Here is a 16573-nt window from a genome sequence, read left to right on the forward strand (position 1 = left end):
TCAGGCGTTATCGCGCGCCGATCGCCTTGAATTGCCGCACCTGTTCCGTCAGCGCCCGCTCCACCGGCAGCCGCTCCATCGAGGACGCCCCGTAGAAGCCGTGGCAATGACGGGTGTTCTTCATAATGAAATCAGCGTCGGCGGGATCTGCGATCGGGCCGCCATGCGCCAGCACCAGGATGTCCGGATTGACGCTGAGCGCGGCACTGGCCCAGGTGTCGATCCGCGCCGGGCAGTCCTTGAGCCTCAAGGCGGTTTGCGCACCGATCGTGCCGCCGGTCGTCAGGCCCATGTGGCAGACGATGATGTCGGCGCCGGCGATTGCCATCGCCGCGGCTTCCTTCTCGCTGAACACGTAGGGCGTGGTCAACATGTCCTTGTCGTGCGCCTTGGCGATCATGTCGATCTCGAGCGCGTAGGACATGCCGGTCTCTTCGAGATTGGCGCGGAAGGTGCCGTCGATCAGGCCGACGGTCGGAAAGTTCTGGACGCCTGCGAAGCCAAGTGCCTTCAGCTGGTCGAGAAAGACGTCCATGTCGCGGAAGGGATCGGTGCCGTTGACGCCCGCCAGCACCGGGGTCTGGTCGACCACGGGGAGCACCTCGCTCGCCATTTCCAGCACGATGGCGTTGGCATCGCCATACGCCATCAGGCCCGCGAGCGAGCCACGCCCGGCCATGCGGTAGCGGCCGGAATTATAGATGACGATGAGGTCGACGCCGCCGGCTTCCTCGCATTTGGCTGAGAGCCCGGTGCCGGCGCCGCCGCCGACGATCGGCTCGCCGCGCCTTGCCATGTCGCGAAACTTCTTCAGCAGCGCCGCGCGTTCAAACCTGGCCATCGGTCACCTCGCGAGTCTCCGCCGCACACCGGTCCGCCCGAACAGGTTTCGGAACGCACTGACGATGGCGGCGGCGAAATCGGAATCGTTGATGTTCTTAGGCGTGCGAATGAGCTGGCGGTTGCCGGTCTGCCGCACGGTCCGCTCCAATGTGCGGAACAGCGCGGCGTCGGCATCCGGATCCCAGAACGGCTGACCTCGCGCGTCGAGGGCCGAGACGCCGCCCTCGGGCAGGAAGAAACGCACCGGGCCATCCATCTGGTTGAGCCGCTCGCCGATCCAGCGGCCCATGCGCTCGTTCTCTTCCGCCGTCGTCCGCATCAACGTCACCTGTGGATTGTGGACGTGGAATTTGCGGCCGCGATAGCGCTCGGGAATGGTGTCAGGCGCGCCGAAATTGACCATGTCGAGCGCGCCCACCGAGCCGACATAGGGCAGGCGGCTGCGGATGATCGCGCCAAAGCGGTCCTCGGCGGCGGGAAATACGCCGCCCATCATGAGGTCACAGATCTCGGTCGTGGTGAGGTCGATGACGCCGGCGAGCTGACCGGATTCGACGAGCTTCTCCATGGACCGGCCGCCGATGCCGGTGGCGTGAAAGACCAGGCATTCGAAATCATCGCGCAGCTCGGCCGCGATCTTCTGCACGGCCGGCGTGGTAACGCCGAACATGGTGATGCCGATTGCGGGCAGCCCGCCGGCTTCGCGCGCCGTTGCGGCACGCGTGTCGAGCCGCGCCTTGACCATGCCGGCGAGCGCATTGGCCCCGTTGGCGAGCACCGCGCGCGAGATCGAGTTCAGCCCCTGCACGTCGGTGACGGAGTACATCATGGTGATGTCGGCCGGGCCGACATAGGGCCCGACATCGCCCGAGGCGACGGATGAGATGATCAGCTTGGGAACGCCCACTGGGAGCGCGCGCATCCCCGGGGCGACCAGCGAGGCCGCGCCGGAACCGCCTGCCGAGATCACGCCGGCGACATTGCCTTGGCGCCGCAACCAGTTGGCAAACGCATCCGCCATTGCGGTGACGGCGACGCCTCGGTCGCTGCCGAACACGGCGGAGCCGCCGCGGCCGTGGTTCAGGGCGATCTCCTGCGCGGAGACATCGCAGGAGGAATGCTTGCCGCTGGTCGAGACGTCGACCAACCGCGTGCGCAGGCCGCTTTCGGCTATGATGTCGCGGATGTAGCGCAGCTCCTGGCCCTTGGTATCGAGCGTGCCGACGACCAGCACCACCGGCGGGCCCGAAGCCTGCGCCGCCACCGGTTCGTGCTTGCGCCGCGCCGTCTCGTCGAGCCGGGCGACCTGCGTCGAGAGCGTCCGCGCCGCGGCCTCGATGCGGGCGATCGGCACCGGTTGCGACCATCGCGTCGGCAGCGTCGGATTGGAGATGTAGATGCGCACCGGCCCGTCGCGCCGTGGCGCCGGCGCCGGCTTCGTTTCGGCGCCGGATGCGGCGATTTCGATATCCGGTTCGAGCTCCGCATGAAGCCCGACGCCGAGCAGGCGCTGCTGCAGCTCGCGATCGGCGGCAAGGCGCGCGGAGTCGATGATGCGGTTGATGCGGCCGTTGACCATGATCGCGACGTTGCGCGAGATCGCGGTGGCGACGCCGATGTTCTGCTCGATCACGAGCACGGACATGTCGCCGTCGTCGCCCAGCCGCAGCAGCATCTCCTCGACCTGCGCGACGATGACGGGCGCGAGGCCTTCGGTCGGCTCGTCCATGATGAGCAAATGCGGATTGGTGAGCAGCGCGCGCGAGATCGCCAGCATCTGCTGCTCGCCGCCGGAGAGCTGGCCGCCGCCGTGGCCCTTGCGCTCGGCGAGGCGCGGGAATGTGTCGTAGATGCGCTCGACGGTCCAGGCGCCCGAACGCAGACCGCCGGCGAGCTGCAGATGCTCGTCGACGCTGAGCGAGCGCCAGAGGCGGCGGCCCTGCGGCACGTAGCCGACGCCGAGCCGGGCGATCTGGGCCGGCGGCCGGCGCGTGACATCCTCGCCGCGGACGCGGATCGAGCCGCCGCTCACGCCGACCAGTCCCATGATCGCCTTGCACAGCGTGGTCTTGCCCATGCCGTTGCGGCCGACGACGGAGAACACACCGCTATCAAGCACGAGATCGACGCCTTGCAGCGCATGCGAGTGGCCGTAGTAGACGTCGAGGCCGCGAACCTCGAGCGCCGGATTGCTGCGGCGGACCTCATTCATGGCCGCCTCCCAGATAGAGCTCCTGCACCTCGGGGTCGGACTGGATCTCCTCCGGAAGGCCTTCCTTGAAGACGCGGCCGTTGTGCATCATCGTGACGCTCTCGACGACGCGCAGCGCAACGTCCATGTCGTGCTCTATGATGATGTAGCCGATGTGTGCGGGCAGGGAGGTCAGGATCTCGATCAGCTCGGCCCGTTCCGTCGGCGACAGACCCGCGGCCGGCTCGTCGAACAGCACGAAGCGCGGCGCACCGGCGAGCGCGAGCGCGATCTCGAGCTGGCGCTGCTGGCCGTGCGCGAGCTCGGCCACGCGCTGGTCCTTCACGGCGGACAGATGCACGGCCTGGATCAGGTTGTCGGCCGCATGCATCAATGCATCGTTCTGCCCCGGTCGCAGGAACGAGAAGCGTCCGCGCGAGACGCCGCGGCAGGCGAGATAGACGTTGTCCTGCACGGTGAGGCCGGGGAACAGCGCCGAAATCTGGTAGGTGCGGCGCAGCCCGCGGCGGATGCGCTCATAGGGCGGGAAGTGCGTGACGTCCTCGCCGAAGAAGCGGATGGTGCCGGAGGAGGGTGGGAAGTCGCCCGTGATGCAGTTGAACAGCGTGGTCTTGCCGGCACCGTTCGAGCCGAGCACGGCGCGCCGCTCGCCCGGCCGCACGGTGATGGTGACGTCGGTCAGCGCGGCGAGCGCGCCGAACAGCCGCGTCACGCCGCGCAGCTCCAGCGCAGCGCCGGCACCGACTGCGGAGAGGCGTTGGGCGACGCTATCCATGGCCGCGCCCTCCACTGGTGCGGCTCACCTCGCGCCGTTGATGCTGGCGCCAGCGCTGCCAGAGGCCGATGACGCCATCCGAGGACCAGAACACGATGGCGAGGAAGCCGAGCCCGATCAGCAGGCGGAAGCGGTTGCCGTCGAGTCCGAGTCGAACCAGGAAGTCGAGCGCGAAGGTGCGCAGCAGCACGAAGATCAGCGCGCCGATGAAGGGCCCGATCGGGCGCGTGATGCCGCCGACGACGGCGATGATCAGCACGTCGATGCAGGCGCCGACGCTGACCGAACCCGGCGAGATCTGGCGATAGTTCCAGACCTGGAGCACGCCGGCCAGCGCCGCGACGAAAGACGCGAAGGCATAGGCCGCGACGCGGTGCGCATTGACGTTGAAGCCGAGCGCCGCCATGCGCCGCGGATTGTCGCGCACGCCCTGGAGCGCAAGGCCGAACGGCGCGCGCGAGAGGTATTCGACGGCGAAATAGCAGAGCGCGGCGACCGCCAGCACGATGTAATAGAAGGGAATGTCGGCGCGCCAGTTCACGCCCCAGAAGTGTGGCGTGGCCACGGTGTTGATGCCGGTATGACCGTTGAAGATCGCCCAGTTCTGGTTGGTGAAATAGTAGAAGGCCGCTCCGATCGCGAGCGTGATCATGATGGTGTAGATGCCTTCGGTGCGCACCGCGAGCGCGCCGCCGAGCGTGCCGAACGCGGTCGCCAGTGCCAGCGCCATCGGCACTGCGAGCCACCAGGGCCAGCCCAGGCTGATATTGGCGTTGCCGCTGACGCCGAACACGGCGACCATGTAGGCCGAGAAGCCTGCGATGGTGAGCTGCATCAGGCTGACCATGCCGCCATAGCCGGCGAGAAACATCAGGCTCAGCGCCACGGTGCCGAGGATCAGCGTGGTCGCGAAGATCTCGATCAGAAAAAAGCTGCTCGCGATCAGCGGCATGACCAGGAGAATGGCCGCGACGGCCCAGGCGGCGGGGTTGTTGATCTCTGGCCATATCCGGGCGGGGGGCTGCGCCTTGGTGGCGCGGCCTACGGCAACTGGGGCATCGTGGGCGAGCGACATCTCAGCGCCTCGCCAACAGGCCTTGCGGCCGGATCGCCAGCACCAGCACCATGATCAGGAAGGTCACGACGATGGCGTAGGTCGGGATGTAGACCGAGCCGAGCTGCTCGGCGAGGCCGATGATCAGCGCGCCGAGCGCGGCGCCCGGAATCGAGCCCATGCCGCCCACGATCACGACGACGAGGGACGCCAGCAGGAAACGGATGTCTTCGCCGGGCGACAATGACTGGAAGGTGCCGCCGACGACGCCAGCGATGCCGGCAAGCCCCGCGCCGAAGGCGAACACGCCGACGAAGACGAGCTGGATGCGCACGCCGGTCGCGGCGAGAATGTCGCGATCGTCGACGCCGGCGCGGATGATCATCCCGATCCGGGTGCGGTTGAGCGCGAGCCACATCGCGACGCCGATGACAACGGAGGCCACAAAGATCACGAGCCTGACGAGCGGATATCTGAGATAGACCGGCTCGCCCGAGGATTTGATCGCGGTCACCAGCGGCAGCTCGATGGGACCGATCAGCCATTTCGGGGTCTGGATCTGGTAGAAGTCGCCGCCGCAGGCCCATAGCATGAGATCGGCAAACACGATGGACAGCCCGATCGTCACCATGGTCTGCCTGAGATCCTGGCCCTCCATCCGGCGGAACACGATCACCTGCAGCAGCACGCCGACGACAGCGGTCAGGACGAAGGCGACGATGAAGCCGAGGATCCACGAGCCGGACGATGTGCTGATGGCATAACCGATATAGCCGCCGAACAGGTAGAGCGAGCCGTGCGCGAGGTTGACGTTGCGCATCAGGCCGAAGATCAGCGTGAAGCCGCTGGCGACCAGGAAGTAGAGACCACCGAGCGTGATGCCGTTGAAGACCGCGTTGAGGAAGACGCGCTTCCGGCCGATCGCCTCTTCCAGCCCCGGCGGCCAGACTGCGAAGATCAGCCAGAGCGCGACCGCAATCGCGATGATCGTAATCAGCGCCCAGGCCGGATGGCGTTCGACGAAGCGGTTCATGGCTTCACCTCGCCCCGCTTGCGGGGAGAGGTCGACGCGTAGCGCCGGGTGAGGGGGACTCTCCGCAAGCCAAACTGCCGCCGCACTTGCGGAGACTCCTCCTCACCCAGACCCTCTCCCCGCAAGCGGGGCGAGGGGGCATGCAAGCCGTTGCCGGCTGCTGGCCCTGCCATGAGCGAACGTCCTCCCGTCACGCGCGATCCTCTTTTCCGGGATCGCGTTGCCGGCATCCTAGCCAAGCGGCGAGGGCGACATTTGATCGTGAGTATCTTTTCGTGGCCTGCGCTCAGGCGCGCAAAACCTTGGCGGCGCGACGATAATCGGTCGGGGCCATCCCGACATTGGCGGCAAAAAAGCGCGTGAAACCGCTCTGTGAGGAGAAGCCGAGATCGAAGCCGATGTCGGCGATCGGTGTCTCGCTCGCCACCAGCGCTTCGAGCGCCTGTTCCATGATCAGCGTGTTGAGATAGAGGTTCGGCGTGACGCCGGTCTGCACGCGGAACAGCCGGTAGAAATGCGGTCGCGACAGGCCGGATTCGCGCGCGATGGTGTCGAGCTCGATTTCAGCGCCGGGGCTCTCCGACATCATCTTGATGCACTTGCGGACGCGAAAGTCGGTGACGGCGCCGCCTGCGCGCGGATCGCGCGCGGTCTCGGCCTGCTGCCAGCTTTCGTCGTAGCAGATGTCGATCAGCCGCCTCAGCTCGGAATCGAGACTGGAGAGCGATGGTGCGCCGCACACGAGCGCGGCGGTCCGCCTGATGTGCTTGTCGAGTGCGGGCGTGCGCCTGAACTGGGTGCGGCCGAAGCGCAACCGGTCGGAGCCGGAGGCATCCGGCGCGAACCATTCGGCGTTGACGTAGAGCACGAAGAAGATCGCGCCGCCGTCGAGATCGGTCGGCAGGAAGTTGTGCGGTTCCCAGGGATTGACGGCGACGACCGACGTCTCGGTGAGATCGTAATGCCCGTCGGAGACATCGATGCATGCCGACATGCCGCCGACATGGAAGATCAGATGACCTTCGCGATGGGCGTGGATATTGAAAGGCCGGTTCAACTGATAAACCGTCGCCCGGCCGAAGCGGCCATGGAAGACGGCGAGCGCACGGCTCATGCCTTCCCCTCCCGAATGTTCTTGTCTTTTCGGCCAGCCTTCAACAACACCGCCGAGATTGCAAGAGCGGAGAGCGACCGCGTCAGCGAGTCGCTCCCCGGTTGCGTCTGCCTGACGTGATGCGTCAGTACTTCTTACATTCCGGCACGGTGCGGCTCGGCAGCCCGATCTTGGAGAACACGGCCGGGTCGTAGCCGAGCGTCTGGTTCACGTTCGGGATCACCTTCACGACCTTGCTGAACAGCGCGCCCTTGCCGTCGTCGACGACTTCGGTGACGAAGTTGGTGCCGATCGCCTGGCGGTTGGAGTCGAGCTTGATCTTGCCGTTCGGTGCGTCGAGCTCGATCTTCGCCAGTGCTTCCTTGTACTTGGCCTGGTTGTTGGAGAGATCGCCGTTGACCTGACGCAGTGCGAGGATGAGCGCCATGGTTGAATTATAGTAGTTGGTGGCGAGCAGCGACGGGCTCGGGAAGCGCTTGTTGGGCGGGAAGGCGTCTTGATAGGCCTTCACGAATTTCTGCCAGCCCGGATCCTCCCAGGTGTCGGCCTGTCCGCTCGCCGCGATGGTTCCGATCAGCGCGTTCTTGGCGTTGCCCTTCGACGACAGGATGGTCTGGTCGATCATGATGGAACCGCCCATCAGATGCGCCTTGCCGCCGGCCTGCTGATACTGGTTGAGGAAGTTGACGGCGTCGGCGCCGCCAAGCCCGAGATAGATGGCGTCGACGTCGTCGGGCAGGGCAGCGATGACGGAGGCGAAGTCCTTCGTTCCCAGCGGCACCCATTGCCGGTTGGTGACCTGTCCGCCCATGCCGCAGAACTCGAGCACCAGCCCGAACACCTGGGTATAGATGAAGGAATAGTCCTCGCCGACGGTCGCGATCTTGCGATACTTCTTCTCTTCATAGGCGTATTTGCCGAGGCCGATCTGCCACTGCGCGCCGTCCATGTTGTAGCGGAAGAAGTTCGGTGCCGGGTCGACATAGGTCGTTTCCTGCGCACCGGATGCGGCATTGATGAACGTCAGCCCGGGATGGCTCTTGGCAAAATTCTTGACCGCGATGCCTTCGTCGCCGGAGAGCGGCGACAGCAGGATCTGCACCTTGTCCTGCTCGATCAGCTTGCGCACGGCGCGCACGGCGGAGTCCGGCGTTGCATCGGTCGAAGCGACGATGAATTCGAGTTCCTTGTCGCCGACCTTCTTGCCGAGCACGTTAAGCGCGGTCTGGTGGCCGCGCATGCCGTCCTCGCCGAGCACCGTGTAGGTGCCCTCGAGCGTTGCGGTCACGCCCACCTTGATCTTTTCCTGGGCGATCGCCGCGCCCGAAAGAAACAGGCTGCTCAACGCGAGCAGTCCGATGCTGCATTTCGACATGTGCTCCTCCCTGTGTCATCGCTTGTTGCCGCGACGAACCGTATGATGCCCGTGGCTCTCGAAGCCCGCGGCTTTGGAGGAAAGCTAACCGAAGTCGGATGCGCTGCACCCATCGCGGCCTCGTTCGGCTTGACCGGCAGTCTCATTTTTGAATGTTGCGGCGCGAGTGATTTTCGCGGTGCAGCAGGACGCCGCGCTAGCTGTAATCTTCGCCGAGAAACTGGTTGATCGCATCGAACGCCTGCAGACGGTTTTTCTCCAGCAGAACCATGTGCGTGCCTTCGCCAATCTCGACCCATCGCCGGTATGGCGCATGCTTCAACGAAAGGAAGAAGTTCTGCGCCGAGTCGATAGGAACGTCCTGGTCCCATTCCGCGTGGACCAGGAGCACGGGCACGCGAATGTCGGCGGCGTCATAGAGCCTCTTGCCCGCGGCCCAGTATTCGCGGATGTCCAGGATCGGGCCGTTGACTGCACGCATGATGGCAGGCGCTTGCGCGCTGCCTAGCGGATCGGTGGCGAGCGAGATATTGGCCCAGCGCTCGAAGCCGCCCGCCGGGATCAAGCTCGATCGTGCTGCTTCCGGCGCAGCCGAAAGCCAGCGCTCCCTGAAGTCCAGCACCGGAACGTTGCGATAGCCGCCGAGGCGCCCGCCAGCATCGATCGGAGCTGGGCCCTGCAGCACCCAAAGCGGCGCGACCAGCGCGAGCTTGACGACCTTGTCGTTGTTGCCTGCGGTGTAAGCGCCGGCCACCGAGCCGCCCCAGGACATTGCAACCAGATTGAGGCGAGCGATCCTGCGCTGCTTCAGGATGTGCGCGACGGCGCTGGCGAGGTCGCGCACGCCGGCCTCGGTGCGCACGAGCGGTTCGGACTGCTCCGGCGGCGCGTCCATCTCGGACGGGCGGGTCGATTGGCCATAGCCGCGCACGTCGAGCGCGAAGACGTCGTAGCCATGGCCGGCGAGATAGTCCATGAACGAGACGCCGCCGAGTGGCGTGTCGAAAAGGCTTCCCGATGAATAGGTCGCGCCGTGCATCATCAGGATGGTTCGCTCGGCGGAGAAGGTCTCGAGCGCCGCGGGGCGCTTGTTGCGCAGGTGAAGCGAAATTCCGGCCGTTTCGCTCGGGATCATGAGATCCTCGACCACGATCTCGTGCCTGTCGACGCGCGCGCTGGCGTGCTGGCTCATGATCGCTCTCCGTTCAGATGAATTGCCAGGTGAAGCGTCCTCTGGTCCGGCTGACGCGGCCGACCGATGACTGTGCAAAATGGGTGGTGAAGATGGTTGAGCCCCGCTCGGCGGCGTCCTCCAGCACGAAGGCGCGCGAGCGCAACGCGGCTTCCGGGAATTCGCAGAAGCAGGAATTGAGTGAAGGCTCATAGACCTGGAGCGGGTGGTGCATCACGTCTCCGGCGAACAGCGCCTCCTCTCCACGCGAGACGAGGCGGATGGAGGCGTGATCGACGCTGTGGCCGGCCGTCGGGACGAACGAGATGCCCTCGATGGCCTCGCTCCCGTCCACTGCGATGAGTCTGGCAAGTCCGGCCTCGATCACCGGCCGGACGCTGTCGTCATAGACATGGTCGGCCGGCTTGCGCAGCGCGGGGCCGAGGGACGGGGCAGGGCGGGCCGTTCCGGTCGGCTCTGTGCCCGTCGCGAGGCTCTCGCCATAGGCCTGCTCGATCGCGGAGAAGACGTAGGTCGCATTCGGGAAGGTCGGGACCCAGCGTCCGTCGACGAGACGGGTGTTCCAGCCGACGTGATCGGCATGCACGTGGGTGAGCAGCACGTAGTCGACCTGCTCCGGCGTGACGCCCGCTGCGGCCAGCCGCGCCAGGAACGGTTCGTTGAGCCGGTGAAGCGGCGGAATCTCCGGCCGGTTCTTGTCGTTGCCGGTGGCCGTGTCGATCAGGATCGTGTGGTGCGGTGTCCTGACCACCCAGCTGTGAATGCTTTGGATGAAGGTACCGGTCGCAGCATCGAACGAGCCCGCCTCCAGGCTGTCGCGATGGCGCTCCAGCGCCCGCGGCTCGCCTCCCGGATAGAGCGCGTCGAACTTGAATGCGGCAAGCCGCAACTCGTCGATCCGCGTGACGGATGTTTTGCCGACCTGATAGGTCTTGGCCGCGTGAATCATCAAGATGTCCTCCACTGGACCGTAGGGCTGGTTGCCCGGGCCGCGGTGACAATGAGGTACGAAGCGCGCCAGGCCTTGGGGAGAGTCGCGGGCTCGATAGGTCCCATCGACATTGTCGATATCGGAAAGGATGCTCGCCCAGCTTTTCACGCCGCCGTTTTGGCCCTAACCCTCGTATCGCGGCTCGTCGCGGTCGCGACATGCCCCAGACGGAGGTGCCACCGATGCAGGATGCGGAACACGGCCGGGGTCGGCCGGCCGATGATAACGATCTCGCCGAGATCGACCTCGGTCTGTTGCTGGCTCTGGAGGCTCTCCTGCGCGAGCGGAACGTGACGCGCGCGGCCTCCCGGCTCAATATCGGGCAGCCTGCGCTCTCGGCGCGGCTGAACCGGCTGCGGCAGATCTTTGCCGATCCGCTGTTCGTACCCGCCGCGAGCGGGCGCGGCGTCGTGCCGACGACGCGGGCGGTGGAGTTGCAGACGGCGCTTGCGGACGTGCTCGGCAAGCTTCGTCGCATGGTGGAGGGGCCGGCTGAGTTCGACCCCGCCAAGAGCCAGCGTACCTTCGTCGTTGCCATCCACGAGAATCCGGCCGTGACGCTGGCGCCCGGCCTGGTCGCGCGCTTGACCGCGATGGCCGAGCGGGCGCGGCTCGCCCTCGTTCACCCCGCGCGCGATGTCGTGGATCAGCTCGAAAGGGGGGAGATCGACATCCTGGTGACGGGCGCCGACCGCGCACATGGCGAGCTGATGCAGCGGCCGCTGTTCGAAGACGGCTTCCTGTCCGCACAGCGCAAGGGTCATCCCCGCGGCATCGGTCCGCTCGATCTCGACAGCTTTTGCGCGCTCGACCATCTGCTGATCTCCGCCGATGGCGGCGGTTTCTCGGGCCTGGTCGACGACGCGCTGGCGGTGCTCGGCCGCTCCCGGCGCGTTGCCGTCTCGATCCAGACCTATGCGCTGGCGCCGGTCATCCTTGCGCACAGCGACTGCATCTGCACCCTTCCGCGGCGCTTCCTGATCCGCTTCGCCCACGAGCTCGATCTCACGCCCCCGCCGCTCGATCTGCCGCCCGCTCGCATCGTCGCGCTGTGGCATCCGCGCAATCAGGAGGACAAAGGCCACGCCTGGCTTCGCGAGTGCCTATACCAGGCGGCTGCCGCTTGATCGCGGTTGCCCTCACGTGGGGACGAGCGGGCGCTGCTCAGGCTGTAAGTTCTGATTTCGGAATGAAGTCGGCCAGCTTGCATTCGCCGCGTCCGGTACGCCGCCTGCCGCCTTCTTGAGTGCGTGCCGAGATGGGCACGTGTCTCGAAGTATCGCCGGATCGCCGTTATCGCCGGCTTTCGCCCTTGGTATCCTTGCTCGATGCCGAGCGCAGGAGAGCGCATGATGCGCCGGGCCTGGCGACCGGCGGCAAAGACCGGTAGCGAGCCCCCAGGCTGGCCACTGACGTTGCCAGCGGGCGATCGCCCGAGAAGCCAGCTGGCAATCCATTGATTGCACATCCAGACCTACCCCCCACGCTGACGATTGACAGTGAATTATTACATGTCTAAAAATATGCAAATTCATATAATCCGTGAGATGCCTGAATGGACGTGCATCCGCTCAAGCTCAAGGTCAGGTCGTATGTCGCGGAGACGCCGTTCATACGGAGCCTTGTGTTTGGTGTGGAGGACGGCGTCGTGCCGCAATGGCAGGCAGGCGCGCATCTCCGCGTCGCGCTCCCGAATGGCGGAGACCGGCCGTACTCGCTGATGGCGTTGCCGGGACTTCCTGAAGATGCGCTGGCGCTTGGTGTCCTGCGCGAGGAGGCTTCGAGCGGCGGCTCGCAGTTCATGCACGCGCTCAAGGTCGGCGACGTCGTGAAGGCGAGCGCGCCGGTCAACAATTTCCGACTGCACGAGGGAGCAGCGCCGGCGCTGCTGTTCGCCGGCGGCATCGGCATCACGCCCGTTCTCTCGATGGCGGCGGAACTGGCGGCGCGGGGAAGCTCATATCGCCTGCACTATGCCGGGCGCACGCAAGGACTGCTGGCGTTCCTGCCGCAATTGCAGGAGATCTGCGCCGGAGGGCTGTCCGTCCACTACGACAGCGATGAATCCCGCCTCGACATTGCCGCGGCGCTCGGCGATGCCGCAGCAAACACCCACGTCTATGTCTGTGGCCCTTCGGGCATGATCGAGGCGGTGAAGGCCGCTGCGGCCGCCGCCGGCGTATCAGCGGATCGCGTTCATTACGAGCTGTTCAAATCCGAACAGACGTCGGCGCCTGACCGGCCGTTCGAGGTCGAGATCAAGTCGACCGGGCAGGTCGTCGGCGTTGCTGCGGGGCAGACCATCATCGAGGCGCTGGAGGCGGCTGGTTTCGACGTGCTCTACGACTGCCGGCGCGGCGATTGCGGCATCTGCCAGTGCGGCGTGATCGCGGGAGTCCCCGATCATCGCGACGTCATCCTCAGCGACGAGGAGAGGGCGTCCAACAAGGTCATGCAGATCTGCGTGTCACGCGCGAAGTCGGAACGACTGGTGCTGGATCTCTAGGGGAGACGATGGACGCCATGAAAAGATACGGCGGGAATGCCCACGCGATTGCGGCGCTGGTGCGCGAGGCCGAGGTGCATCGCGACGTCTATGTCGATCCCGAGATCTTCGAGCTCGAGATGGAGCATCTGTTTCCCAACAGCTGGGTCTATGTCGGCCACGCGAGTCAACTTGCAAAACCCGGCGATTTCATCACGGCCAATATCGGCCGGCAGCCGGTCATCGCCAGCCGCCATACCGACGGCTCCATCCATGTGTTCTACAATCGCTGTCCGCACAAAGGCGTGAAGATCGCGTCCGAACCCTGCGGCAACACCGGAAAGTTCTTCCGCTGCCCCTATCACGCATGGTCTTTCAAGACTGACGGCTCGCTGCTCGCGATCCCGCTGAAGAAGGGCTACGAGGGCACCGGCTTCGGCGACACCCAAGCGAATGAGGGGTTGTCGAAGGTCAGGAACGTCGTCATTTATCGTGATTTCATCTTCGCTCGCCTGAGCGTTTCAGGCGTCTCCTTCGAGGATTATTTTGGCGAAAGTCTTTCGACCATCGACAACATGGTCGACCGCTCGCCGGAGGGCAAGCTCGCAGTCCAGGCGACGCCGATCCGTTACATGCACACGTGCAATTGGAAGATGCTGGTCGAGAACCAGACCGACACCTGCCATCCGATGGTGGCGCATGAGAGCTCGGCCGGCACCGCGGTCAAGGTCTGGAAGCGCGAGCAGGGCGATTCCACGGAAACACCGATGGCGGTGCAGCTCTACGGTCCCTTCATGAGCCCGTACGAGTTCTACGAGCAGAGCGGCATCCGGATCTGGCCGAACGGCCACGGCCACACCGGCGTCGCCAACTCCATCCATTCGAACTACTCTGATATCCCGGGCTATCTCGACCAGATGGTCGCAGCCTACGGCGAGCAGCGCGCGCATGAGATCCTTGGCGAAGTCAGGCACAACACCGTCTACTTCCCGAACATCATGGTGAAAGGCGCTGTCCAGATCCTGCGCAATTTCATCCCGATCGCAGTCGACAAGACGCTGGTCGAGAGCTGGGTCTATCGCCTGGTCGGTGCGCCCGACAAGCTCTACGAGCGCGCATTGATGTACAACCGCTTCATCAACGCGCCGACCTCGATTGTCGGCCACGACGACCTCGAAATGTATGAGCGGGCGCAGGAAGGACTGAAGTCCAACGGCAATCAATGGGTCAATCTGCGGCGGCTCTACGACGGCCATGAAGAGCAGGACGTCACGGCGGTGATCAACGGCACGTCCGAGCGGCAGATGCGCAACCAGTTTCACGCCTGGGCGAAATTCATCACCATGGACATGGACAAGCGCATCGAGGCTGCGGAATGATCGGCGAGAACACCATCACGGACTTCATCTATCGCGAGGCGGAGCTGCTCGACACCATGGAGTGGCAGGCCTGGCTCGATCTGTTTCACCCCGAAGGGCGTTATTGGATGCCGCTGGAATGGCAGCAGCAGGATCCGGTGCTGCAGCCGTCCCTGATGTACGAGGATCTGCTGCTCCTGAAGGTGCGGGTCGAGCGGCTCGCCGGCGAGCGCACCTTCAGCCAGAAGCCGAAGAGCCGTTGCCATCATCTGCTCCAGGCACCGCGGATCGTCGCGTGCGATCCTGCTGCCGGAATGTTCAAGGCACGGACCTCCTACATCTACACCGAGACGCGCGGCGATATGCTGGAGCGCTATTCGGGATGGGCCTCGCACGAGCTCGTGCAGGTCGGCGATGCCCTGAAGATCAAGCTCAAGCGCGTCGATCTCGTCAATTTCGATGCGCCGTTCGGCAACATCCAGCTTTTCATGTGAGACTGCCTTGTCCGCTGCGACCACTGTCCATGCCCGTTTTCAAGAGACCGCGCTTCGCCGCGGCGAAGCGGGTTTCCTCAACGTGCTGCCGGAGACCGCAGGCATCTACGGCATTGCGGCGGGCGAGATTTCCTACCGCGCGATGCTCGACCGGGTCGAGCGCCGGCGCGTAGCGTTTGCGAGCCGCGGCTACGGCGAAGGCCACCGGGTCGGGCTGCTGCTCCAGAACAGGCCTGTCTTCATCGAGCTGTGGTTCGCGCTCAATGCGCTCGGCGTCTCGGTGGTGCCGATCAATCCGGACCTCCGTCTCAGCGAGCTCGAATACATCATCTCGCATTCCGAGATGAATGCTGCGTTCGTCCTCGCCGAACGGCGCGAGGAGGTGGCGCTGGCCGCGCGTCAGGCCGGCCGGCCGATCCCTGTCGTGGACGATCAGGACGACGTTCCCGCGCCCTTCGGCGGTGCGCGGCCCTCGACCGCGGCAAGCGAGGGAAGCGAATGCGCGCTGCTCTATACGTCGGGGACGACGGGCCAGCCCAAGGGCTGCGTGCTCACCAACACCTATTTCCTGCATTGCGGAAACTGGTATCGCGACGTCGGCGGGCTGATCGACCTCAAGCCAAACGGCGAGCGGATGATCACGCCGCTGCCGCTGTTCCACATGAACGCGATGGCGGTGTCGCTGATGGCGATGCTGTCGGTCGGCGGCTGCCTGACCATGCTCGATCGCTTCCACCCGCGCAGTTGGTGGGCCTCGGTGCGCGACAGCCGTGCCACCTGCCTGCATTATCTCGGCGTGATGCCCTCGATGCTGATGAGCGCGCCGCCATCGGAGCTGGACCGCGCGCACAGCGTACGCTTCGGCTTCGGCGCCGGCGTCGACAAGCTGTTGCATGCGACGTTCGAGCAGCGCTTCGGCTTTCCGCTGCTGGAGGCCTGGGCCATGACCGAGACCGGCAGCGGCGGCGTCATCGCCGCCAATGTCGAGCCGCGCAAGGTCGGCACCAGCTGTTTTGGCCGCCCGGCCCCCGAGATCGAGGTTCGGATCGTCGATGACGGCGGCAATGATGCCCCGGTCGATGTGCCCGGCGAGCTGTTGGTGCGGCGCGCCGGCGCCGATCCGCGCTACGGCTTCTTCCGCGAATATCTCAAGAACGAGGCTGCCACCACCGAGGCGTGGGCCGGCGGCTGGTTGCACACCGGCGATATCGTGTCGCGCGATGCGGACGGCGACCTGCACTTCGTCGATCGCAAGAAGAACGTGATCCGTCGCTCCGGCGAGAACATTGCCGCGGTCGAGGTCGAATCCGTTCTCAACCGCCATCCCGCGATCCGGCAGGCCGCGGTTGCGGCGACGCCGGATCAGGTGCGCGGCGACGAGGTTGCGGCGGTCATCATCGCTGAGAAGGCCGGCGCGGACCGCGCGCTCGCCGAAGAGATCGTGCGCTGGAGCCTTGAGCAGATGGCCTATTACAAGGCGCCGGGCTGGATCTGCTTCGCCGACAGCCTGCCGCTGACCGCGACCGAGAAGATCCAGCGCGGCGGGTTGAAGGATTTTGTCGGGAAGCTGATGGGCGAGGGCGCGTTCTTCGACCTGCGCGACCTCAAGAAGCGGCAAGTCTGATCAAGAAGGTCTGATCAAAGAAG

At 65.3% G+C, this 16573-nt stretch carries 14 protein-coding genes; 5 read left to right on the forward strand and 9 right to left on the reverse strand.

Going from position 1 to position 16573, the window contains the following annotated elements:
• Window positions 1–7: 7 nt before the first annotated feature.
• The 9 genes from I6F09_RS00250 to I6F09_RS00290 all read right to left on the reverse strand — a co-directional run bounded on the left by I6F09_RS00250 (window position 8) and on the right by I6F09_RS00290 (window position 10547).
• Window positions 8–841, reverse strand: coding sequence for a phosphoenolpyruvate hydrolase family protein (locus I6F09_RS00250; RefSeq protein ID WP_225187220.1), 834 nt, complete (start codon window positions 839–841; stop codon window positions 8–10).
• A 3-nt stretch (window positions 842–844) separates the two neighbouring features.
• Window positions 845–3055 (reverse strand): ABC transporter permease, encoded by a 2211-nt coding sequence (locus tag I6F09_RS00255; protein ID WP_225187221.1) that lies wholly within the window; start codon window positions 3053–3055, stop codon window positions 845–847.
• Window positions 3048–3830, reverse strand: a complete 783-nt coding sequence (locus I6F09_RS00260; protein WP_057030084.1) for an ABC transporter ATP-binding protein — start codon at window positions 3828–3830, stop codon at window positions 3048–3050. The genes I6F09_RS00255 and I6F09_RS00260 overlap by 8 nt, the downstream gene beginning before the upstream one ends.
• On the reverse strand, window positions 3823–4905 hold the full coding sequence (locus I6F09_RS00265) for a branched-chain amino acid ABC transporter permease (protein ID WP_225187222.1): 1083 nt from the start codon (window positions 4903–4905) through the stop codon (window positions 3823–3825). Before I6F09_RS00265 ends, I6F09_RS00260 begins: the two co-directional genes overlap by 8 nt.
• Window position 4906: 1 nt before the next feature.
• Window positions 4907–5917, reverse strand: coding sequence for a branched-chain amino acid ABC transporter permease (locus tag I6F09_RS00270; protein WP_225143093.1), 1011 nt, complete (start codon window positions 5915–5917; stop codon window positions 4907–4909).
• Window positions 5918–6203: 286 nt separating this feature from the next.
• Window positions 6204–7031 (reverse strand): AraC family transcriptional regulator, encoded by an 828-nt coding sequence (locus I6F09_RS00275; RefSeq protein WP_225155782.1) that lies wholly within the window; start codon window positions 7029–7031, stop codon window positions 6204–6206.
• A 124-nt stretch (window positions 7032–7155) separates the two neighbouring features.
• Window positions 7156–8406 (reverse strand): ABC transporter substrate-binding protein, encoded by a 1251-nt coding sequence (locus I6F09_RS00280; protein WP_036013367.1) that lies wholly within the window; start codon window positions 8404–8406, stop codon window positions 7156–7158.
• Window positions 8407–8602: 196 nt separating this feature from the next.
• Entirely contained in the window at window positions 8603–9598 is a 996-nt protein-coding gene (locus I6F09_RS00285; RefSeq protein WP_225187223.1) for an alpha/beta fold hydrolase, read from the reverse strand.
• 13 nt (window positions 9599–9611) lie between these two features.
• The gene (locus tag I6F09_RS00290; protein ID WP_225187466.1) at window positions 9612–10547 is read right to left on the reverse strand and encodes an MBL fold metallo-hydrolase; all 936 of its coding nucleotides are present in this window, start codon (window positions 10545–10547) and stop codon (window positions 9612–9614) included.
• Between the two features lie 224 nt (window positions 10548–10771).
• Here I6F09_RS00290 and I6F09_RS00295 point away from each other — a divergent pair, with 224 nt between their 5' ends.
• The 5 genes from I6F09_RS00295 (at window position 10772) to I6F09_RS00315 (ending at window position 16550) form a co-directional block, all read left to right on the forward strand.
• Window positions 10772–11716, forward strand: a complete 945-nt coding sequence (locus I6F09_RS00295; protein ID WP_036013415.1) for a LysR family transcriptional regulator — start codon at window positions 10772–10774, stop codon at window positions 11714–11716.
• Window positions 11717–12144: 428 nt separating this feature from the next.
• Window positions 12145–13095 carry a PDR/VanB family oxidoreductase gene (locus I6F09_RS00300; RefSeq protein WP_225187224.1) on the forward strand — a complete coding sequence of 317 codons (951 nt, stop codon included), beginning with the start codon at window positions 12145–12147 and terminating at the stop codon, window positions 13093–13095.
• Between the two features lie 17 nt (window positions 13096–13112).
• The gene (locus I6F09_RS00305; protein WP_225187225.1) at window positions 13113–14453 is read left to right on the forward strand and encodes a Rieske 2Fe-2S domain-containing protein; all 1341 of its coding nucleotides are present in this window, start codon (window positions 13113–13115) and stop codon (window positions 14451–14453) included.
• Complete coding sequence (locus I6F09_RS00310; RefSeq protein WP_225171362.1) at window positions 14450–14926, forward strand: aromatic-ring-hydroxylating dioxygenase subunit beta; 477 nt, start codon at window positions 14450–14452, stop codon at window positions 14924–14926. Before I6F09_RS00305 ends, I6F09_RS00310 begins: the two co-directional genes overlap by 4 nt.
• A 7-nt stretch (window positions 14927–14933) precedes the next feature.
• Window positions 14934–16550: an ATP-dependent acyl-CoA ligase gene (locus I6F09_RS00315; protein WP_225187226.1), complete on the forward strand. Its 1617-nt coding sequence runs from the start codon at window positions 14934–14936 to the stop codon at window positions 16548–16550.
• Window positions 16551–16573 lie beyond the last annotated feature (23 nt).

The organism is Bradyrhizobium sp. IC3195 (genome assembly GCF_020193585.1).
GTDB lineage: Bacteria > Pseudomonadota > Alphaproteobacteria > Rhizobiales > Xanthobacteraceae > Bradyrhizobium > Bradyrhizobium yuanmingense.

Excerpts from the sequence above, each read along its gene's own strand:
- I6F09_RS00250 (WP_225187220.1), bottom strand. The coding sequence starts at position 841 with ATGGCCAGGTTTGAACGCGCGGCGCTGCTGAAGAAGTTTCGCGACATG.
- I6F09_RS00255 (WP_225187221.1), bottom strand. The coding sequence starts at position 3,055 with ATGAATGAGGTCCGCCGCAGCAATCCGGCGCTCGAGGTTCGCGGCCTC.
- I6F09_RS00260 (WP_057030084.1), bottom strand. The coding sequence starts at position 3,830 with ATGGATAGCGTCGCCCAACGCCTCTCCGCAGTCGGTGCCGGCGCTGCG.
- I6F09_RS00265 (WP_225187222.1), bottom strand. The coding sequence starts at position 4,905 with ATGTCGCTCGCCCACGATGCCCCAGTTGCCGTAGGCCGCGCCACCAAG.
- I6F09_RS00270 (WP_225143093.1), bottom strand. The coding sequence starts at position 5,917 with ATGAACCGCTTCGTCGAACGCCATCCGGCCTGGGCGCTGATTACGATC.
- I6F09_RS00275 (WP_225155782.1), bottom strand. The coding sequence starts at position 7,031 with ATGAGCCGTGCGCTCGCCGTCTTCCATGGCCGCTTCGGCCGGGCGACG.
- I6F09_RS00280 (WP_036013367.1), bottom strand. The coding sequence starts at position 8,406 with ATGTCGAAATGCAGCATCGGACTGCTCGCGTTGAGCAGCCTGTTTCTT.
- I6F09_RS00285 (WP_225187223.1), bottom strand. The coding sequence starts at position 9,598 with ATGAGCCAGCACGCCAGCGCGCGCGTCGACAGGCACGAGATCGTGGTC.
- I6F09_RS00290 (WP_225187466.1), bottom strand. The coding sequence starts at position 10,547 with ATGATTCACGCGGCCAAGACCTATCAGGTCGGCAAAACATCCGTCACG.
- I6F09_RS00295 (WP_036013415.1), top strand. The coding sequence starts at position 10,772 with ATGCAGGATGCGGAACACGGCCGGGGTCGGCCGGCCGATGATAACGAT.
- I6F09_RS00300 (WP_225187224.1), top strand. The coding sequence starts at position 12,145 with ATGGACGTGCATCCGCTCAAGCTCAAGGTCAGGTCGTATGTCGCGGAG.
- I6F09_RS00305 (WP_225187225.1), top strand. The coding sequence starts at position 13,113 with ATGAAAAGATACGGCGGGAATGCCCACGCGATTGCGGCGCTGGTGCGC.
- I6F09_RS00310 (WP_225171362.1), top strand. The coding sequence starts at position 14,450 with ATGATCGGCGAGAACACCATCACGGACTTCATCTATCGCGAGGCGGAG.